The organism is Sporosarcina sp. ZBG7A, assembly GCF_000813425.1.
In the GTDB taxonomy this organism is placed as follows: domain Bacteria; phylum Bacillota; class Bacilli; order Bacillales_A; family Planococcaceae; genus Sporosarcina.
The window spans coordinates 71,520-92,667 of the sequence record NZ_JWIB01000005.1; the positions used below are offsets into that span (position 1 = coordinate 71,520).

Here is a 21,148-nt window from a genome sequence, read left to right on the forward strand (position 1 = left end):
AACATCCGAAAGACTGAAAAAATGATTTTTTATAGGTTGCTGTGATACGCTCTAACTAAGTGGGGTGAAGAAAGATGAAAATATTAGTCGATGCCGATGGATGTCCCGTCGTTGACATCACCATTAGTACTGCAAAGGTCCATCAAATCCCTTGTTTGCTTATTTGCGACACCGCTCACGAAATGGTTCGCGATGGTGCTGAAACAATCGTTGTTTCAAAAGGAGCGGATGCGGTAGACTTTGTTCTTGTGAACCGTATTCAACCCAAAGACATTGTCGTCACCCAAGATTATGGTCTTGCTGCCATGGCGCTAGCTAAAGGAGGGCGTCCGATTGACCAAAATGGAAGATGGTACACGGACGCAAACATCGATCAGCTGTTGTATTCCCGGCACTTTGCTCAAAAAGTTCGCCAAGCGGGAGGTCGCTTAAAAGGACCTAAAAAACGCTCCGTTGAACAAAACGAAGCGTTCCAAAGTAGCCTTTCGAAGCTTATTTCGCAGTAACAATTATGCGTTTCGTTCAGGCTTGTACTCATAATCCTTTAACTCTCTGCATACCATTATTTCGTTAAGGTGTAATTTGAAGAACACAAATATCCGAATCGGTCTCTGCGAACAAACTATGTTTCTCGTTAGGGGCCATTTGAAGGATATTTTCCTCTGACACCGTAACTGGAGTGCCTTCAACCGTAAAACGAACTTTCCCTTTTCTAACGATGATTAGAACTTCTCTGTCTGAATCATGCTCAGACACTTCTTCTCCTGCGCGTAGCTGGATATTTAATACGTTGGCATTTGGAATCGCACATACTTGTTCTACAGATTTCGCTTTACTGTCAAGTTTCCTTAGTGTTTCAATCAGCTTCAACATAATCCTCTCCTTTTGTTGGTTTGTGTTAGACGATAAATAGCCATTTATTTTTCTTCCATAGTTACTTGCATTTATCCTTGTTCTAGTTAGAGTACAAGACTCTTCATAGCTTTCTCATTTATTGTTTAATAACGTTTACACGACCTTGTTTTAGGAAATTAGTGAACTAAAGACAATAGGAGGTCCACACATGCCCCAAATCGTATCCGTAAGCACACATTTACCACCTAATCTTATTAAACAGGAAGAAGCCGTTGAATTATCACGTTCGGTTTTCAGTGGACGTTTCAAAGATATTGAACGGCTGTTAACTGTGTTTCAAAACGGTGATATTGAACAGCGTAATGTCTGCATGCCCCTCGACTGGTATGGACAAGTCCATGATTTCGAAGAGCGTAACGAGTTGTACATATCACATGCGATTGAATATGGCACCGCTGCAGTCACGGCGTGTCTCGAATCCAGTATGCTAGATCAGAAAGTAGACTACAAAGATATTGATGCCATCATTTTTGTTTCGAGTACGGGCATTGCTACCCCTAGTATCGATGCACGCATTATGAATAATCTACCCTTTCGCGATGATGTAAAACGTATTCCTCTTTGGGGGCTTGGCTGTGCAGGTGGCGCTTCAGGGCTAAGTCGTGCCAATGAATTCTGTATGGCATATCCAGAAGCTAATGTACTCGTCCTTGCGATTGAATTGTGCAGTCTGACGTTCCAGAAAGACGATTATTCAAAGAGCAATCTCGTTGGTGTTTCGTTATTTTCAGACGGAGTCGCTTGTGCACTTATTGTTGGTGATCAATCCAAGTTACGTTCGAAACAAGTTCGCCCATCCATTGTTGCGACGACCTCAAAGCTAATGCCTGATTCTGAAGACGTTATGGGATGGGATGTAAAAAATAGCGGATTGTACGTCGTCTTCTCCAAAAGTATTCCTGTCATCATCAGTGACTGGCTTGGGCCGTTTGTTCATCAATTTTTAAACAAGTATAACCTCACAGACAAAGTCATTTCCCATTTCGTCGCCCACCCTGGCGGAAAAAAAGTGTTAGAAGCGTACGAAGAGGCGCTCAACTTCAATAGTTCAATGACTGAGATATCAAGGAATGTATTACGGATGAATGGAAACATGTCGTCCCCCACAGTTCTTTACGTATTAAAGGAATTCATGGAAGCAAAGCCTGCAAAAGGGGAATACGGTGTGCTCGCTGCCCTCGGTCCAGGATTTTGCGGGGAACTTCAATTGCTGAAATGGGAATGAGGTGGATACATTGTTCTTCTGGATTGTAATTTCAATCGTCATTCTTCAACGACTTGCGGAGTTAGTCATTGCTAAAAACAACGAGAAACGGATGAAAGCTCAAGGGGCATACGAAGTCGGTGCGAGTCATTACCCTGCTATTGTTCTTCTTCATACTGCCTTTTTTGTTTCCTTACTAGTAGAAGTACTCATCCGAAAACCAGTATTATCGCCAATCTGGGGTATTTTATTGACGATATTCTTGTTAACACAGGTGTTGCGGGTTTGGTGTCTTTCTTCACTCGGAAAGTATTGGAACACTAAAATCATCATCCTTCCAGGTGCAGATGTTGTCATGAAGGGACCTTATAAATTCATCCGACACCCTAACTATGTCATCGTTGCGACAGAAATTCTTGTCCTCCCAATGATATTCGGTGCTTATTTCACAGCAATTGCCTTCACCTTATTGAATGCCTGGATGATGTCCGTCCGCATCCCACAAGAAGAACAAGCCTTGAAAGATGCGACGAACTACAAAGAAAAGTTTTCATTGGAATGAACAAAAGCAGTGGCTCAAGTTTTGAGCCGCTGCTTTTTGTATATTATGAATGGGACTCTTTTGTTGAGTCTTCATACGTTAATGTTTTGCCAAACACACTGAACAAAATGGTCAAAACCGGTGAGAATAGACAGAAGAACGCAAATCCGAAGTAATCGACTACAGGTACACCTAGTACATCCGCAATGAATATCCCGCAAACACTCCAAGGTACGAGTGGATTGACGACAGTCCCTGCATCTTCCATGACACGGCTCAAATTCTTACTCGCAAGCCCTAACTTTTTAAACTGACCTTGAAACGCTTGCCCAGTTAGTAAGATTGACAAATATTGTTCGCCTATCAGTACGTTGATGCTGATCGCCGTTAACGCAGACGCCCCAATTACTGAACTTGCAGAGCGTAAGGATTGCTCCACCTTCTCAAGTAAGGTTTGTACAATTCCTAGCTTAAACAACAACCCGCCCATAGTAAGAGCTAAGATGACGAGCGTAATTGTGAAGAACATGCTACTAATGCCGCCACGAGTTAGTAAGCTGTCTACCGCTTCGACGCCTGTTTCGGACTTGAAACCATCAAAGAGGATTGCAAAAACTTGTGAGACACCATATGCATGTAAGGCACATCCGATCGCGACTGCTGAAGCTGTACTTGCCGCCAACGTTAAAAGTGCCGGGACTTTCATCAACGTCAAAACAATAAGTACTACTAATGGCAAGAATGATATCCAGTTAACGAGCCCGGTTTCCGCTAGTGCCTCCTGAAACGACCGGATTGTATCCAATTTAGCATCTCCTGCTGAGGGTGAAAGAATCGCAAATATCCCAAACGATAGGACAAATGCCGGAACGGTCGTCCACATCATATTTCGAATATGAGCGAACAAGTCGACCCCGACAATCGATGAAGCCAAGTTGGTCGTATCGGATAAAGGAGACATTTTATCCCCGAAGAATGCACCTGATACAATCGCTCCTGCAGCAATGGCTGGAGATAGACCGAGTACTCCTGACATACTGAGCAACGCTACACCAACCGTCGCGACAGTTGTCAACGAGCTACCGATTGATATCCCGATAATCGCGGTTACTGTGAACGCAATCGCGTAAAAGTAAGACGGGGTAATGAGTTGAAAACCAGCATTGATCAAGCTTGGAATCGTTCCGCTCATCATCCAACTACTAATGAGCATGCCGATGAAGAAGAACAAAAACACTGCGCCCATACCTGCTCCGGAACCTTCTGTCATTCCGTCTTGGATATTACGGTAAGATACTTTTTTGACTAATCCATATCCGATTAAAAGTAAAATGGATGCCAAAATCGGTAAATGTGGAACAGCTCCAAATCCGATAATACTTGCACTAATCATGCAGATGATCACGGCAATCAGTGAGATGGACTCTGTGAATGTAGGTTTGAGTAATGGTTGAATGTGAAACATGACGGTGTCCTCCTCGGTTTTTGCGTACAAAAAAACTCCATTCGTTCCCTATAACAGGGACGAAGGAGTTCTCCGCGGTACCACCCATGTTGACAAGCTGACATCGCTTATCCACTTCATTGGATTCAAAGATTGCTTGTTGACGTAATTCATGAACGAAGTGCCTGGACTTACACCGTCTGTCCAGTCTCTGGTTGCTGCTTGCTTTGTTCACTACTGCATCATCACTTTGAATGGCTATTTACTTTTCGGTTTGAATGATTATTGAAATCTTACCATGACTTTTAAGTTTGTCAAGTTATACAATATTAAATCATAGAATCAATATTTCACACTGCCGTTGTTTTCCGCTTCAGGTGGACGCTGGCCTACAGGACGTAGGTCATGCAACCGTTGCGGCAGGACGCCGCGAACTTAGGTTGTTCTCACTAGTGATCCCTCCGGAGTCGCCACCTTCCGCTTCAAACAACTAATGTAAGGTTTACAATAAAGTGAACGAACCATCAGATAAAAAATTTATCTAGGTTCACAAGCGACGCCATCTTTGTCTCCATCCATTCTTTCACTGTAGGCGGGATGTCCTTTTTTTACACCAGTTGGATAGACTTTCCGAAGCTCTGTACAATTTGCAAACTGTTCAATAGGCTGTGTGGAGGGCTTTTTCATATCGGGCTTGGAAGAGGACTCACTCTTTACAGGATATGTGTCACTGTCAAATCCACGATCAGTTGCATAATCTTCTAACGTCCAAATTCCAACGCCTTTTTTCTTTGCTTCGTTTTGAACTTTTTCATATTCATCTAGATGGCGCGTGTTCGGTGGATACACATAAGCAACTCGGGCGAGTCCTTCTGATAGTAGCTTCTCTTGAACGCTTTCCCCGTCTATGTAAATATAGGCAAGTAATCGACCATATTTATCGTACTTCTGCCCAATATCGAGCTCAATTTCCAGCTTTCCACTATTCATCAATTCTTGGTTACGTCGCTTCGCTTCTTCTCCGAAAGGTTGTTTCCCTAGTCTCGGATGGTTTGTCTCTGGTGTATCGATGAGTAAGTAACGGACATTCGTTTCTTTCCCCTCATACATAATCTTAATTGTGTCGCCGTCTATCGTTTTGACTAACTCAACTGGGATCAGACCGTCACGTGTAGGTGTTGCCTCTTCTTCTTGAAAGAAAAAATAATAGGCGCCTGCCAGTAATACAGCCACAATCAGTGCGGATAGACTCCCTTTTCCTTTACTTTTTTTACTCTTTCGTTGTGCCATAATTATTCAGTCCTCACTCGTTTGTTCATTCCTCCTAGTTTACCAGGTTGTCAAACGAAAGAAAAGCAGCTGCCCCACAGGACAACTGCTCAATCAAATAAGTCAATACTCACTTCTTTGTTCATTCAGAGGTTTCATAGTCTTTATATAATTCGTATAAGGATATGAGCCAAATCTATCATAGTCTTTATTCAATTTTCCCAATCTATATTTTCTCTTTTGTTTGACCAAAGGAAACTAGGTGTGAGTCTATTCTTCAGCTTAAATATTAATATGATTTACCATCTTCATTAGCTCACTTCTTTAACAGCTTCCGTTTGTTGTGTTGCAGCAAGTCTCGTCCTTTTTTGTAGATTCTAGGTTTATACTGCACACTCCGGTCTCGGGCAAATCTAGTTCCACATTCTTCGCGGATTCAAAATCTCCTGTCAGATAGGCTACAACTGATCGTACTTGTTCATAACCTGTCGCCATTAGGAAGGTTGGAGCACGTCCATAGCTTTTCATGCCGACGATGTATAGATTTTTTTCTGGTTGTCTCAACTCCTCTTCACCATGTGGTCGAACCGTCCCACAGCTGTGGAGGTTTGGATCAATTAGTGGAGCTAGCATACTAATACTCTCAGTTGCTGCATCAATATTTAGCCTTACTTCACTTAAGAAAGAAAAGTCAGGGCGACTCCCCGTATTGACAATCAGCTCATCTATACCATTAATTGAAAAGCTTTCTCCATTTAAGTCTCCATTTAGCTTTAAAGAGCTTTCATTTTTCTCTACACTATGGATTCTAAAAGGTGTGTAAATCTGAACACGTCCTGAATTTACCAATTGGTGGATCCGGGTTCCAAGTTCACCACGTGCTTGGAGTGCGTCCTTCTCTTCACCACCATATGCTTCTTCCACACTATTTTTACGAAGAATCCATGTTATTTTTAGATCAGAATGTTTTTCATTCAACTCAGATAACTCCAGAATCGTATTGATTGCGGAATGTCCGCCCCCGATGACTGCCACTCTTTTTCCAATAAACCTTTTATACTCATTACCATTAATGTTTGGAATGCCATAAAATATCTGGTTTTCAAAAGACCTCTCTTCCTGCGTCCAAATACCAGTGGAATTCATGGGATTCGGTTGTCCCCATGTTCCTGTAGCATCGATGACTGCTTTCGCTTCGATCTGCTCTGTTTGACCCTGAGTTTCAATATACAGTACAAAAGGAATGTTCTCCCTATTGGCTGATTTCATTTTATCAAGCCCTTTTCTACTAATAGAAATCACCTTAGTATTCAGTCGAATTGAAGGTCTGATTTGTGGTAATTCAGCAACTTGTAGTAAGTAATTCTCCACTAACTCTTTGCCAGTTGGGAGCACCTCAGGAGTTGGTGCATCCCATCCATTTTCTTCAAGTAACTCTCTGGCTACCTTATCGATATTATATTGCCATGGCGAAAACAAACGAACGTGACCCCACTGTAAAACATGATGTCCTACACGTGGACCGGCTTCTAAAACGATAAAATTCTCTCCTGCCTTTGCTAGGTGGGCGGCGGCGGCTAATCCAATAGGACCAGCTCCGATGATAGCAATTGGCAGCGACGAGTGTTCTTTTTTCTTGTTCTTAGTAGTTATTGGTAATTCAGTATTTGAACAGCATGCAGTTTGATTTTTCATGATAATACCTCCACATAGTATGTAATAGTTTAAATTTTTGTTAAAATTCGAGTAGAACAGGGATTTCACAACAACTCCCACACATTTATTAATAAAGGATGTAAAAGTAACAGAAAATGGTCTATTTAATTGTTGGTTCAAAAATTTCACTTTCAATTCCATTCAATATCTGTCATAAGTGTATAAACATAAGCTTATATATCGTACACAAGGAAAACCGATACAAGTCTCCGTGGGCGGTTTCTTATTTACCCGTTTTAGCGAACAGTTCAATCCTTGCGCCTATTTCATCTCGTACACGCAGGAAGAATGCCCACTTCTCTTCATCTGTTCCTTCTGCTTTTGCAGGATCATCAAATCCCCAATGCTCACGATGTACATGAGGTGGTGTCATTGGGCATTTGTCAGCAGCATCCCCACAAAGAGTGACAACAAAATCTACATTATTTAAGAGTTGAGGATCTATAATATCCGAGGTTTGTCTTGAAATGTCAATCCCAATTTCATACATAGCTTTCACCGCATTCGGATTTACTCCATGTGCTTCAATGCCTGCACTAAGAACTAGCCAATCTTCACCAAGAAACTTTTTCCCCCATCCTTCAGCCATCTGGCTTCGGCATGAGTTACCTGTACATAAAAAATAGATTGTTTTTTTCGGCACTACTGTGCTCCCCTTTCTTTTTTCATATTAGACTACCAATAACCACAAATAGAGGCCCATTAATGTAACAAACAAAGTAGGAATTGTTAAGATGATACCGATTTTGAAATAGGTTCCCCACCGGATTTTCACACCTTTTTGTGCTAGGACATGCAACCACAAAAGAGTTGCGAGTGACCCGATTGGTGTGATTTTCGGACCAAGATCAGCTCCAATCACATTCGCGTAAATTAAAGCCTCTCGAATTGGACCAGAAGTCGTTGTCTCAGCAATCGCCAGCGCATCGATCATGACAGTGGGCATATTATTCATGATGGACGAAAGGAATGCTGCTATAAACCCCATAGACATCGTGGCGGTAAATAAGCCTTGGTCGGCAGCCCATTGAATCACATCCGCCAATACACTCGTCAAGCCAGCATTTTTCAAGCCGTACACAACGACATACATGCCTATAGAGAAGAATACAATCGCCCAGGGTGCACCTTTCAACACTTGTTTCGTCTGAACCGCTGAACTCTTTTTTGCCATGTACAAGAAGAAAAGGGCTACGATTCCTGCAACAAATGAGACTGGTACCCCGATAAATTCGCTTGTGAAGTAACCGATTAGTAAAATGCTAAGAACAACCCAAGATAGTCGAAACATCTTGTGATCTTTTATCGCTTCACTCGGTGTTTTTAGTGCAGAAACTTCATAGTCGCCTGGAATACTTTTACGGAAGAATAGATATAACACTAGAATACTTGCCACTAAAGCAAACAGATTCGGAACGATCATCTTAGATGCATACTCTACAAATCCGATATCAAAAAAGTCCGCGGAAACGATATTCACCAAGTTACTCACAACAAACGGTAAGGAGGTCGTATCAGCTATGAATCCACTAGCGATTATAAACGGAAAAATCATTTTCTCACTGAAATTCAAGTTCCGAACCATCGCTAGAACAATAGGTGTCAGTATTAATGCAGCGCCATCATTTGCAAATAATGCTGCAACGATAGCACCTAGAATACTAACGTAAACAAACATACGGACTCCGCTTCCTTTAGCGAATCGCGCCATATGAAGAGCAGACCATTCGAAGAAACCGATCTCATCCAATATTAAGGAGATTATAATAATAGCAATAAAAGCAAGTGTTGCATTCCATACAATACCCGTTACATCGGCAACATCTCCAAAATCAACTACACCTAGGAGTAAAGCGATCAAGGCACCGATACAGGCAGACCAACCAATAGACAAATTTTTCGGCTGCCAAATTACAAATATGAGTGTCACAACAAATATCAATGATGCGGTAAAAACTGAAACCAATGTACGTTCCTCCTTAATTGCAAGAAATACGCAATCCTTGCGCTTCCAAGTCAACAACCAATCCATTTTGTTCAGGTAAATGATTTAAGATACTTTGAACAAAAGGATAGTCTTCGTGCTCGTTGTTTATCGAGTAAAAGATCCATTGTCCTCTACGTTCTTCTTTCACCAATCCAACATCTCTTAGCTTCCTTAGGTGCTGGCTGATAGCAGGTTGACTCATCTTAAAGATTTCAACGAATTCACACACGCAACAATCATGTGTTTGGAGCAGCTTCATCATTGTTAAACGAGTTTTATCTCCAAGCAACTTCAAAATTTGTGATGCTTTATGCAATTCTACTACCTCTGATTCGTTCACCTATCATCCCTCCATGTCTTTTCTACACTATATAACCATATGCTTATATAAGCAAGTGTATGGTTTTAAAACCACAAAAAAGGACCGACACATGGCAGCCCTGAAAAATCCAAGGTCTTTAACTTTAGAATTATATCCACCTTGTTAACATTATTATTTGTATCCTCACCAACATCTCATAACGTTGCAGACTGAACTACCATTGCTCCTATTTATAGATTTAAACATAATCCTTCTATCTTGCTTTTGCTTTATACAAATTACTATTTGTTACAATGTCCTCTGAACTGTGAAGCAAAAGAAAAACAGCTGCCCTATGGACAGCTGCCTCTTCGTATTTTATCGATCCCAGTGACGGTGTTCTGCCACTGCATTCACAAACTGATGTACAAAATCATTATTCTTAGACGAGATAACCCCTGCAGTCATTTCCACGTTGGAATTGTCTACAAATTCTTGGCCTTTTGATAAAATCCCGATCGGTTTAAAATGCTTATACGTTTCGTTCAGGAAGTCGATCGTATCCATTTTGAACTTCTGAGGATTTTCGGCCTCTCCACCTGCAACGACAATTGCATCATACAGAACAGCGTGCATCGTCAAGAACGTTTCGTCCACTTCTGCTTCCAGCCCATTGGCGCCAGTTACCATACCATATTTTTCGCCAATCAAATCCACATTCATGCCTGCATTTAAACAAGCTTCCACGATGGTTTCCACTTCAGAGTCATCGAATTGGTTACCAATTAGGACGCCTACTTTACGCGTATCCGGCAACTTCGCTTTGTTCTCTTGGCTCAATGCAGGTGAACTTTTCGTGACCGTGCTTTCCTCACTGGCATTTGGTGCATGTACACCTACTGCATGAGCAACAGCAGAAGCCAATCCATTATCTACATGTCCAAACATATCCACGACTTGCTGACGTATGTCTTTGTTTTTCACTTTTCCTACTTCAAAGCTAAACGCATCTATAATATGCTTCTTCTCTACAATCGACATACTGTTCCAGAACAATTTCGCTTGAGAGAAATGATCTTTGAACGAATCACTACGGGCTGCGATTTTGCGTCCGTCCACTTTTTCCTGATAGTGAACGTATCCTCCCTCTTCTTTCGTAGAAGTAGATGGGGTATTGTCTGCCAGCGAATTTTTATGATAAGCCACCTGACCTGTATTGATCGTCTGTCGGCCATAACCATCTCGCTGATTATTATGGAATGGACAAACCGGTCGATTGATGGGCAACTCATGGAAATTCGGTCCACCAAGTCTGATTAGTTGTGTATCTGTGTACGAGAACAAACGACCTTGCAACAACGGGTCATTTGAGAAGTCAATTCCCGGTACAACGTGTCCTGGATGGAAGGCAACTTGCTCCGTTTCCGCAAATACATTATCTACATTCCGATTCAACGTCATTTTCCCGATGATTTTAACGGGAACATCTTCTTCTGGCCATAGTTTGGTAGGATCTAAAATATCGAAGTCAAAGTCGAATTCCTGTGATTCCTCGATAAGCTGAACACCAAGCTCCCATTCAGCATAGTCTCCATTTTCAATGGCTTCCCATAAGTCTCTTCTGTGGAAGTCCGGGTCTTTCCCGCTGATTTTCTGAGCTTCGTCCCAAACAAGGGAATTTACACCCATTTTCGGTTTCCAGTGGAACTTGACGAAGTGGGATTTGCCTTCTGCATTCACGAATCGATACGTATGTACACCGAATCCTTCCATCATGCGCAAACTACGGGGAATTGCTCGGTCTGACATATGCCACATGACCATATGGGCAGACTCTTGGTTATTCGCAACAAAATCCCAAAATGTATCATGTGCCGATGCTGCTTGAGGCATCTCATTGTGAGGTTCCGGCTTTACAGCGTGTATTAAGTCCGGGAATTTAATAGCATCTTGTATAAAGAAAACCGGCATGTTGTTTCCTACAAGATCATAGTTTCCTTCGTCTGTGTAAAACTTCACTGCAAATCCACGAACATCCCGAACCGTCTCTGCAGATCCTTTGCTTCCTGCCACTGTTGAAAAGCGAGTGAAAACAGGTGTTTTCTTACCTGGAGTTTGTAAGAAATCCGCTTTTGTATACTCACTCATTGATTCGTATAATTCAAATTCTCCGTGAGCTGCATAGCCTCTCGCATGGACGATCCTTTCTGGGATCCGTTCATGGTCAAAATGGGTCATCTTTTCACGGAAATGGAAGTCTTCCATGAGTGTTGGTCCACGTTCTCCTACTTTCAGGGAGTGTTCATCTTCTGACACTTTCAAGCCTTGGTTAGTTGTAAGTGATTTGTTTTTATCGTCAGTTCGAAATGTCTCGAGTTGACGGTGTTTTTTGTTCTGTTCTTCATTTTGTTTTTGCAAGCTTGTCCGCCTCCGTTCAAGAATATCAGTCACAAGTCTATTCCCGAACAGTGGCATATTAAACTGTTACTCTAGAAAAAAAGTACCGCCAATATATCCCACATAGACAAATGCAATTCCCAAAATGATAGAACCCATCAGATAACCCATTGACTTCCCTAATTTTTGAAGACGCGCCATCCCTAATATTTCTTTCAGCCAAGTGGAAAATGTCGTCAATGCCCCTGCCACTCCGGTTGCGAGCAAAAAAGTTAGTGATGGAGAAAGTTGCAACCCAACCACGAGACCGATGAGGAGGCAACCAAGCAAATTGACTAGAAGCGTCCCATATGGAATAAGTGAATTCGTATTCAATTTTTTAGATACAAAATAGCGAATGATTGCACCTGTGAATCCCCCTGCCGCAACAGCTACTAAATCTATCCACGTCATCCTTGCTGTCCCCTTCCGCCAAGTTGAATTCCGAGTGCACCTGCGAACAATCCGAATAGTAGACTGCAGACCACATATAACAACGCCATTCCTATGTTAGATTGCATTAGCGTCAACGTCTCATAACTAAAAGCCGAGAATGTTGTAAATGAACCTAGAAAACCGACCGTGATCGCGTCATATGTCGTTTTGTTAACGAGTGTCCAGTGAAGGGTTCTTTCAACAAGAAAACAAAGAATGAAGGTACCAACAATGTTCGCCACTAATGTCCCTACAGGAAATCCATTTGTCATAGGCACGAGCATTCCGATATAAGTTCGGGCTAACGCTCCTAATGCGCCAGCTGCACCTATTGCTAGTATCGTTCTCATAGGTCAGCCGACTCTAACATTCGCTTTTCCAGCACGGGTTGTAATGCCAGTCGCTTCGTTGCCGTTGCAAATCTGATTTCGATAGACTCCGCACTCACATCGACGATTTCTCCTTTACCAAAAACTCGGTGTTTGACAAGTGTACCCGTTTCTAACAGTTTGAGATCTCCAATTCCATTCGGATTAACCGCAACAGATCTTGGTGCTGATTTAGTCAAGCTACTCGTTTGTTTCGTGGAATCGGTGCGCTTCGGTAACAAAATCCCTCTCACTTCATTCACAAACTTAGAGTCCTCCTTCGACTTCCCGTCATCTGAAGAACAAGACAGCAATTCAAGGCGTTCTTTTGCTCGGGTCATGCCAACATAAAATAAGCGTCGTGCTTCTTCTAACAACAGTGTATCAGTGAGGTCTTCCTCCGATGGAATGGTGCCTTTTACAAGGTCAATCATAAACACCCGTTTAAACTCCAATCCTTTAGCACTATGGAAAGTCGATAGCGTTACTGCTTGTCCAACAGGCTCTTGTTTTGCTTCCTGCACGGCTTCTTCAAGCGTTTTCAGCTGTTCTGCGAACTCAACCATACTCCTCGTCTGTTCAGCAATTCCTTCTAACGTATCTAAAATCCCTTTTAAACTGTCTGCACGGTAGCCGAACTTCGTCGACATACTCACTAGGCTTTCTTCGTAGCTGAGTTCGTAGCGGATCATGCGGATGATTTGTGCAGGTCTCATATCCGGTATCTTTTTGTACACATCTCTATATGCATCGAGTTTCCTCACCTGGCTGTCTTTTAAAACCGCCATCTCTTGGAATGCTTCGAATACATTCCCCTCGATTGTACTTCGTTCAAACTGCTGTAACGTCGACTTCGATACAAATAACTGCATTTTCCCTGCAACCTTTGCAAAAATATCTTTTCGCTCCAGGTTAAAACTGAGCCGCATGAAGTTAAGGATATCTTGAACAACCCAATGGGAGAAAAACTTATCATCTGCATCTTTCATGTAAAACGGGATGCCCCGACGGTGGAGTTCATTAACAAATGGAGTAGAGGACGCGTTATTCCTGAACAGGATTGCCACTTCACTTAAATCCTCTTCAGCAAGAAGTTCGTACGTGACATATTCCAGTTGTTGCTTCGGATCATTTAAACGCCGTAGCTGAATCGCTCCTCTTGACCCGTTTTCCGTATGCATCTTTTTATCCCATCGTTTTTTGTTGCGTTTGATGAATGCTGCGGAAGTTGTCACGATTTCAGAAGAGGAACGATAATTTTGCTCCATATATAAAAGCTTAGCTTCCGGATACACGAGCTTGAAGTCCATTAAGTAATCAGGATCCGCGCCTCTCCATGCATAGATCGATTGGTCATCATCTGCTACGACACAGAGGTTTCCATGCATCGCTGTCAGGTGTTCCACGATTTTGTGCTGGACGAGTGAGGTATCCTGACTCTCGTCGGTCAGAATATAGTCATATTTCGTTTGGAATTCTGCACCGAGATCTTCATCCGTTCGCATAGCTTGTTCAGCCGCCAATAAAAGATCATCAAAGTCGAGCAATGTGGTTTCGACAGACGCATTCTTTACCGTTTCATACTGACGTGCTATTTTCGCCGCTTGCTCAAATGGCTCATCCTTTTCCGTCCACTTTTCTGTAGGGATCATTTGGTTCTTCATTAAACTAATATAGGTTGATAAAGAGTTCAGCTGATCTTCTGTCGCAATTTCATTCAGCACAAATCGACATGCTGCTTTCAAAGCATTTTGTTTAGGATATCCTTCCAGCAATGTGAATTGTCGCCCTTGCTTTGCTAGCCATTTTTTAGAAATCGTAAAGGCTAAGCTGTGGATTGTGGAAAAGTCTGCAGCAGGTAATTCCGGAAACAATGCAGAGAACCGTTTCAGCATATCCCTCGCTGATGCTTTGCTGAACGTGATTGCTTTAATACGTTTTGGTTTAATCCCAAGTTCTTCTATTAAGTAACCGATGCGCATAATAATGGTCGTCGTTTTTCCGGAACCTGGACAAGCCAGGAGAAGTAGTGGGCCTTCTGTTGTCAGTACCGCTTGTTTTTGCACGTCATTCAATTGGATATTTAGCTGTCTTTTTTTACGTTCAAAAAAATCTTCCATGCACATCAAATCTCCCTTAATAATACGTTCCTTTAAATTTATCATAAAACGCGGTATATGAAGACTAGAACGAAGTAAAAAACCTCCGCACAATTTCTGCAGAGGTTTGTAGGTACTTTATAGTAAAGCTAAAAGCCACCTGTTTCTAGACGATCGTTTTGCAAATCGATTTTCTTTTTATCACTACCTGTGTATGCAGTCGACGCAACTTCGCCGGTTCGCCGCTGACCGTCCTTGTACTCCGTTCCAGCCATACTACCTGTCTGTTGTTTTGCTCGACTCTCTTTGCCTGTTTGCTTTTCAGTCAATGCCGCCACTCCTTTTCTAAGGTGTCTAATGCTAGCATGTCTCAAAAGCATTTGGCTTAGTCAGGTGAAATATTCCTTTTCAGTACAAATGATTACTTAGGATTCCCGATTTCATTGAATGGATAAAAACGGAATTTCACTTTGCCAACTACAGATTCTTCATCTATACTTCCGAAAATTCGACTATCCATACTGTTTACACGATTATCTCCCATAACGAACAATTGACCTTCAGGGACGTTTACTTCGAAGTCCTGTGTCAATTTCTGCCCTTCTGGAAGTGCTGCTTTGTTAGAATCCAAGTAAGGTTCTTTATACTTTTTTCCATTGATCGATAGCACATCATTTTCCATTGTTACCGTATCACCTGGCAGCCCGATTACCCGCTTAATGAAGTCCTCTTCTGCATTTGGTGCATGGAATACGATCTTATCAAAGTGCTCAAGTGATGATATTTTTGAAATGACAACCCGATTATGATCGTGATACGTCGGCTCCATCGATTCTCCTGACACAATGACGGGTGTAAATAAGAATTGGCGTACGATGAATGCTACAAGTACTGCTACAATCAAGGACTTGCCCCACGACCAAAATTCTTTCTTTGACTCTGCTTCCATAGTTGACCCTCCGTTTTTCAATTTTCAATCACATACCCAAGTGAGCGCAATACATTGTCGATGAACGACTTTGTATATAATAAGACTTCTTCACGTTCCGGTTCATGATAGACGTCATGATATAAATGACGCCACTCCTTAAACTGGAATTCACTTAGATTTTGACGTTTCATCCACTTCTTCGATTCAGCAGTATCTGTCATCCGATCCTCTCCACCAGTGTGTAGGAGCAACGGTACATCTTGTATCAATTTCTCTGTCTGAAGAGTGCCTTTCATGAACGATGTGAGTTCCTTATACCAACCACCAGTCATAACCGATCTCACGTCGGAAGCATGACGGGTTTTTGGACGCTCTTCAGGGTTTTTAGTGAGCATGTCATATGTGACACCATGATCCAATTTCATAGAAGATGCTAAACGTGTCAGAATCGATGAAAATTTAGGTGGATGGTGGATCAGCGAAAGCCAAGGTGAACTGATGATAAGCCCTGCGCATTCAATGCGTTGCCGCTGAAGTAAATGAATCATAACTGTAGCGCCTAAACCATGTGCCAGAACTAGGACAGGAACACTTTCCTTTAATCCCGCATCTATCATTTTTTTTGCAAACTCTACATAGGAATCGAAAGTCTCATCATGAGGATTCCCTTTCTCATCTGGACCATGACCAGGTAAATCCCCCGTAATTACGTCAAATCCTGAAATTCTTAATCGTTGAATCAGCCATGCATATCGCTGATGGTCTTCGTACGCGTTATGTACAATGACAATGACTGCTTTTGCTTGTCCGTCTGCTTCCCATTTCCACATAGCGCTTCCCTCCATTTATTCCAATACTTTAAACTCCTTTTTGTACAAGGTCCTAAAACTTTGATAGGATTATTATACATCAATGTACAACAAGGAGGGCATTTTCATGATTGTTCCATATAAGGATGTTTGGCCAAACATCGATGAAACCGTATTCGTAGCCGATTTTGCTGTAATTAGTGGAGATGTCACAATCGGCGCTGACTCTTCCGTTTGGTTCAGTACCGTCATTCGCGGCGACGTTGCGCCAACTCGTATTGGTAAACGCGTCAGCATTCAAGACTTATCTTGTCTACATCAAAGTCCTAACAACCCGTTAGTCATAGAAGATGACGTCACAATCGGTCATAAAGTTACGTTACATAGTTGTACGATTAAAAAAGGGGCACTTGTGGGGATGGGTTCAATCATACTCGATGGTGCCGTAGTCGGAGAAGGTGCATTTGTAGGTGCAGGCAGTTTAGTTCCTCCAGGGAAAGTCATTCCACCTGGTATGTTAGCACTCGGTTCCCCTGCAAAAGTAGTTCGTGAAGTAACAGACGCAGACCGGGAAGATATGGAAAGAATCGTTGAGAGCTACGTAGAAAAAGGTCAGCATTACAAACAACTTCAAAACTAAGCTGTAAATAAGAAAAGCAAGGGCGCTTAAATCGGCTCCCTTGCTTTTTTGTACTTATCCTTTAAGTTGAGTAACTTCTTCTTTCAATGCAGAAGCCTTATCTGTACGCTCCCAAGGTAGATCGATATCCGTTCTACCAAAGTGACCATAAGCTGCTGTCTGCTTATAAATCGGACGACGTAGGTCGAGCATCTTGATAATCCCAGCTGGGCGGAGATCGAAATGATTTCTGACAAGTTCAACAAGACGACTCTCAGAAATATCACTTGTCCCGAATGTATCTACAGAAATCGAAACAGGCTTAGCGACACCGATTGCGTACGCTAACTGTACTTCACAGCGATCCGCTAACCCTGCAGCGACAAGGTTCTTCGCTACGTAACGTGCTGCGTATGATGCCGAGCGATCGACTTTAGTCGCGTCTTTACCAGAAAACGCTCCGCCACCATGACGCGCATAACCGCCATAGGTGTCAACGATAATTTTACGTCCTGTAAGACCTGCATCCCCTTGAGGACCACCGATGACAAAGCGTCCTGATGGGTTGATGAAATACTTTGTTTCATCATCCAGCAAGTTCTTTGGAACGACAGTGTCAATGACGTGTTGTTTCACTTCACGCTGTAATTGCTCAAGTGTCACTTCAGGATGGTGCTGTGTAGAAATAACAATCGTATCGACACGGATTGGTTCGTTCTTTTCGTTATATTCAATCGTTACTTGTGTTTTTCCATCTGGACGTAGGTAGTCGAGTGTCTCTTCTTTCCGTACTTTCGTCAGTTGACGGGAAAGTTTGTGAGCCAGGCTAATTGGTAGAGGCATCAATTCTTCTGTTTCGTTGCATGCATAGCCAAACATGAGTCCTTGGTCTCCAGCACCAATTGCTTCTAGCTCTTCGTCATCCATCAAGCCTTCACGTGCTTCAAGTGCACGATCGACACTTGCTGCGATGTCAGGCGATTGTTCGTCAATAGATGTTAGTACGGAAGACGTTTCGTAATCGAATCCGTATTTCGCGCGTGTGTAGCCAATTTCCTTTACAGTTTCTCGAACCACTTTCGGAATATCGACATACGTAGTCGTCGTAATTTCTCCAATAACGAGAACTAATCCTGTTGTAATTGTCGTTTCACACGCTACGCGAGCGTTCGGGTCTTCCTCGATAATCGCATCCAGAATCGCATCTGAAATTTGGTCACACATCTTATCAGGATGGCCTTCTGTTACCGACTCAGATGTAAACAGTCGTCGATTTGTCATATGATTTCCTCCTTCAGCCGCAAGTTTCCTTACAGCGAACTCGTGATACGGTACTCTCGTTTTCCCAGTTTTCGTCCCGCGCCTGAAGAGAAGCGTCGTTCAACGTTCACAAGGATAAAGGCAAACATATAGAAAAAGCCCTCCACTCACGTATTGCATACATGAGGAAAGGCATGAGTTTCATAGGCACCTTTCACTCTTATCGTCCAGGGTTTCCCCCTGCTTCAGGTTTGGCACCTTTTCATAGACAAGGACGTCCATGCAGGTTGCCGGGCATCATAGGGCCTGTCCCTCCGCCGACTCGGGATAAGAGTATCCGTTCATCTATCTATGCTACGAGAAAACGCAGTTCTTGTCAATTTTTTTGTAGCTCTCACTTGAGTTTTGAATTAGTATAGTTTATTATTCTTAATGTGTTATACTAATTCAAAATAAGACAGCCCCAACACGGGCAATAATGAAAAGGACGGTATCTACCTATGATTTCAGCGAAAATAGATAATGGACTCAAAGAACTTCTTTCTGGTACTAATATTACATTACAGCCATCTGTACCTGTATTAGTCGAAAAAGCAGTTTCCCGAGGTGAGGCTACGCTTTCAGCAGATGGAGCCGTTACAGCGCAAACCGGGAAGTATACCGGCCGTTCCCCTAAAGACCGTTACATAACTGAAGAAGCTACTTCTAAAGATAAGATTGACTGGGGCTCTGTTAATCGTCCGATTTCAGAAGTTCACTTCGACAATCTATATAAGAAGGTTTTAAACCACCTTCAAGCAAAAGAGGAACTATTTGTATTTAAAGGATTTGCAGGAGCTGACAAAGCTTCACAACTTTCGATTCAAGTTATCAACGAATTTGCTTGGCAAAACCTTTTCGTTCATCAGCTCTTCATCCGACCTACTGAAGAAGAATTGAAGATGCACGAAGCACAGTTCACGATCCTTGCAGCACCATCATTCAAAGCTGATCCTGCTGTTGACGGCACGGATTCAGAAACATTCGTCATCATTTCACTTGAAAAACGCATTGTGCTAATCGGCGGTACTGAATATGCCGGAGAAATGAAGAAATCGATTTTCTCTGTTATGAACTACTTGCTTCCTGAAAATGGAATACTTTCTATGCACTGTTCAGCAAACGTTGGTGAAAAAGGCGATGCTGCACTATTCTTCGGATTATCAGGTACTGGTAAAACAACACTATCTGCTGATGCAAACCGCAAACTGATTGGTGACGATGAGCATGGGTGGTCTGATCACGGAATCTTCAACATTGAAGGTGGATGTTACGCGAAGTGCATCAACTTATCACCAGAAAAAGAACCTGAGATCTTCGGTGCCATTCAATTCGGTACAGTTCTAGAAAACGTAGTACTCGATACTGAGTCACGCGTTGCTGATTATGATGATACTACATTAACTGAGAACACACGTGCAGCATATCCGATTGAGAATATCGACAACATCGTTCTTCCATCAGTTGCTGGACACCCGGAAACCATCATCTTCCTAACTGCTGATGCGTTCGGTGTGTTGCCTCCAATCTCGAAATTGACGAAGGAGCAAGCAATGTATCACTTCCTAAGTGGATTCACATCGAAACTTGCTGGTACTGAGCGCGGAATTACGTCACCAGAAGCTACATTCTCTACATGCTTCGGTTCACCATTCCTACCACTACCTGCAACGGTTTATGCTGATATGCTCGGTAAAAAAATCGACGAGCATGGATCTCGCGTATTCCTTGTGAACACTGGCTGGACTGGCGGCGTCTATGGCGTTGGTAAGCGTATGGACTTGAAACACACACGTACAATGGTTCGCGCAGCACTATCCGGAGAATTGGATAACGTGGAAACCGAAACGTCAGCGACATTCGGACTTCAGATTCCGAAACAAATCGAGGGTGTTCCTAGTGAAGTATTGAACCCACGTAACGCTTGGAGCGATGCATCTGAGTATGATGCTAAGGCGAAAGAGCTTTCTCAACTATTCAAAGACAACTTCAAGAAGTTCGACCAAGTTTCTGAAGAGATCATTCAAAAAGGCGGTCCGATTATTTAATAGCATCAAAAAAGGAACCTTCCAGACTGTAGACAAACTCCTGAAATCATGGGGTTTTCCTACAGTCTTTTTTCTTTTCAATATAGTTAATAGTGAAAAGTTGATTTTCGCTGCGAGCGGACGCTTTCCGAGGGGCTTGCTCTCAGCCAATCGAACAACGAAGTGTTCGATTTGCCGTATTTTAGCGTACTTTGCTGAAATTAAGGCAGCACTCATCTCCCTCGCTTTGCTCAGTCCAGGGTCTTCGAACTTCGCTTATCCCTCCGGAGTCGCGGCTCTCCACTACAATCAACAGCATCTCCCAACTATCAAATGAGTTAATGGAAATGATGATGAATCAAATCAAAGATCGGGAACAGATGGAGCTGCTTACAATCTACTTGTTAGTTCCGCAAGACCATCTGGTCCGTAAATTAGAGGTATCAATTTATTTCCCCTTCATTTATCCATTGGTTGGAGATTTATAATCCCTATTTGGGAGACCTAGCATAGATCCAGTTGTACTCAATAAAATGTCATTCATTCAATATACTAAGCCCTCTTAGGGTTGTCGATCGCATACCATGCTTCTCCTGGCATCGGAAAAAACGTATTCAACTGTCTCTTTACATTACCAGAGACTTCTTTGATTTCACATCGGTATCTCAAGTCTTCTGTTACATCTAGTTAGTCTCGACAGCTGGACATGGAGCCCCACAATTGCATTGTTTGCTTGAATGATGTGAAT

At 42.5% G+C, this 21,148-nt stretch carries 20 protein-coding genes, 1 pseudogene and 1 riboswitch; of the genes and pseudogenes, 6 read left to right on the forward strand and 15 right to left on the reverse strand.

Going from position 1 to position 21,148, the window contains the following annotated elements:
* The first annotated feature begins 74 nt into the window (after positions 1-74).
* The gene (locus tag RL70_RS01275) at positions 75-506 is read left to right on the forward strand and encodes a YaiI/YqxD family protein (RefSeq protein ID WP_039041628.1); all 432 of its coding nucleotides are present in this window, start codon (positions 75-77) and stop codon (positions 504-506) included.
* Positions 507-570: 64 nt separating this feature from the next.
* Here the strand turns inward: RL70_RS01275 and RL70_RS01280 are convergent, their stop codons facing one another.
* On the reverse strand, positions 571-873 hold the full coding sequence (locus RL70_RS01280) for a cupin domain-containing protein (RefSeq protein ID WP_039041629.1): 303 nt from the start codon (positions 871-873) through the stop codon (positions 571-573).
* 190 nt (positions 874-1,063) lie between these two features.
* Between RL70_RS01280 and RL70_RS01285 the strand changes: the two genes are divergently transcribed.
* Both RL70_RS01285 and RL70_RS01290 read left to right on the forward strand, forming a co-directional pair.
* Positions 1,064-2,140, forward strand: coding sequence for a type III polyketide synthase (locus RL70_RS01285; RefSeq protein ID WP_039041630.1), 1,077 nt, complete (start codon positions 1,064-1,066; stop codon positions 2,138-2,140).
* A gap of 10 nt (positions 2,141-2,150) precedes the next feature.
* Positions 2,151-2,681, forward strand: a complete 531-nt coding sequence (locus RL70_RS01290) for an isoprenylcysteine carboxyl methyltransferase family protein (protein ID WP_039041631.1) — start codon at positions 2,151-2,153, stop codon at positions 2,679-2,681.
* Positions 2,682-2,724: 43 nt separating this feature from the next.
* Here the strand turns inward: RL70_RS01290 and nhaC are convergent, their stop codons facing one another.
* The 13 genes from nhaC to RL70_RS01355 form a co-directional block, all read right to left on the reverse strand.
* Positions 2,725-4,125 carry a Na+/H+ antiporter NhaC gene (gene nhaC / locus RL70_RS01295; RefSeq protein WP_039041632.1) on the reverse strand — a complete coding sequence of 467 codons (1,401 nt, stop codon included), beginning with the start codon at positions 4,123-4,125 and terminating at the stop codon, positions 2,725-2,727.
* A 516-nt stretch (positions 4,126-4,641) separates the two neighbouring features.
* On the reverse strand, positions 4,642-5,394 hold the full coding sequence (locus RL70_RS01300; protein ID WP_039041633.1) for a thermonuclease family protein: 753 nt from the start codon (positions 5,392-5,394) through the stop codon (positions 4,642-4,644).
* A 303-nt stretch (positions 5,395-5,697) separates the two neighbouring features.
* Positions 5,698-7,068, reverse strand: a complete 1,371-nt coding sequence (locus RL70_RS01305) for an FAD-dependent oxidoreductase (protein WP_052245716.1) — start codon at positions 7,066-7,068, stop codon at positions 5,698-5,700.
* 244 nt (positions 7,069-7,312) lie between these two features.
* Entirely contained in the window at positions 7,313-7,732 is a 420-nt protein-coding gene (gene arsC / locus RL70_RS01310) for an arsenate reductase (thioredoxin) (protein WP_039041634.1), read from the reverse strand.
* A 27-nt stretch (positions 7,733-7,759) separates the two neighbouring features.
* Entirely contained in the window at positions 7,760-9,055 is a 1,296-nt protein-coding gene (locus tag RL70_RS01315) for an arsenic transporter (RefSeq protein ID WP_039041635.1), read from the reverse strand.
* 13 nt (positions 9,056-9,068) lie between these two features.
* Positions 9,069-9,416: a metalloregulator ArsR/SmtB family transcription factor gene (locus tag RL70_RS01320; protein ID WP_025786332.1), complete on the reverse strand. Its 348-nt coding sequence runs from the start codon at positions 9,414-9,416 to the stop codon at positions 9,069-9,071.
* Between the two features lie 339 nt (positions 9,417-9,755).
* Entirely contained in the window at positions 9,756-11,795 is a 2,040-nt protein-coding gene (locus RL70_RS01325) for a catalase (protein ID WP_039041636.1), read from the reverse strand.
* 66 nt (positions 11,796-11,861) lie between these two features.
* The gene (locus RL70_RS01330) at positions 11,862-12,227 is read right to left on the reverse strand and encodes a CrcB family protein (RefSeq protein ID WP_039041637.1); all 366 of its coding nucleotides are present in this window, start codon (positions 12,225-12,227) and stop codon (positions 11,862-11,864) included.
* The gene (locus RL70_RS01335; RefSeq protein WP_039041638.1) at positions 12,224-12,598 is read right to left on the reverse strand and encodes a CrcB family protein; all 375 of its coding nucleotides are present in this window, start codon (positions 12,596-12,598) and stop codon (positions 12,224-12,226) included. Before RL70_RS01335 ends, RL70_RS01330 begins: the two co-directional genes overlap by 4 nt.
* Complete coding sequence (locus tag RL70_RS01340) at positions 12,595-14,736, reverse strand: ATP-dependent helicase (RefSeq protein ID WP_039041639.1); 2,142 nt, start codon at positions 14,734-14,736, stop codon at positions 12,595-12,597. Before RL70_RS01340 ends, RL70_RS01335 begins: the two co-directional genes overlap by 4 nt.
* A gap of 128 nt (positions 14,737-14,864) precedes the next feature.
* Complete coding sequence (locus RL70_RS01345; RefSeq protein ID WP_039041640.1) at positions 14,865-15,044, reverse strand: hypothetical protein; 180 nt, start codon at positions 15,042-15,044, stop codon at positions 14,865-14,867.
* A gap of 92 nt (positions 15,045-15,136) precedes the next feature.
* Positions 15,137-15,664, reverse strand: a complete 528-nt coding sequence (gene lepB / locus RL70_RS01350) for a signal peptidase I (protein ID WP_039041641.1) — start codon at positions 15,662-15,664, stop codon at positions 15,137-15,139.
* 17 nt (positions 15,665-15,681) lie between these two features.
* Positions 15,682-16,476, reverse strand: a complete 795-nt coding sequence (locus RL70_RS01355; RefSeq protein ID WP_039041642.1) for an alpha/beta hydrolase — start codon at positions 16,474-16,476, stop codon at positions 15,682-15,684.
* Positions 16,477-16,582: 106 nt separating this feature from the next.
* Between RL70_RS01355 and RL70_RS01360 the strand changes: the two genes are divergently transcribed.
* Positions 16,583-17,095, forward strand: coding sequence for a gamma carbonic anhydrase family protein (locus RL70_RS01360; protein ID WP_039041643.1), 513 nt, complete (start codon positions 16,583-16,585; stop codon positions 17,093-17,095).
* Between the two features lie 54 nt (positions 17,096-17,149).
* On the opposite strand, the gene metK is transcribed toward RL70_RS01360, so the two are convergent.
* Positions 17,150-18,355 carry a methionine adenosyltransferase gene (metK, locus tag RL70_RS01365; RefSeq protein ID WP_039041644.1) on the reverse strand — a complete coding sequence of 402 codons (1,206 nt, stop codon included), beginning with the start codon at positions 18,353-18,355 and terminating at the stop codon, positions 17,150-17,152.
* A 196-nt stretch (positions 18,356-18,551) separates the two neighbouring features.
* A riboswitch (SAM riboswitch) is annotated at positions 18,552-18,668 on the reverse strand.
* Positions 18,669-18,834: 166 nt separating this feature from the next.
* Here metK and pckA point away from each other — a divergent pair.
* On the forward strand, positions 18,835-20,421 hold the full coding sequence (gene pckA, locus RL70_RS01370; RefSeq protein ID WP_039041645.1) for a phosphoenolpyruvate carboxykinase (ATP): 1,587 nt from the start codon (positions 18,835-18,837) through the stop codon (positions 20,419-20,421).
* Positions 20,422-20,747: 326 nt separating this feature from the next.
* Positions 20,748-20,951 (forward strand): annotated as a pseudogene (locus tag RL70_RS17435) (IS5/IS1182 family transposase); the annotation flags it as partial.
* Positions 20,952-21,148: the final 197 nt, after the last annotated feature.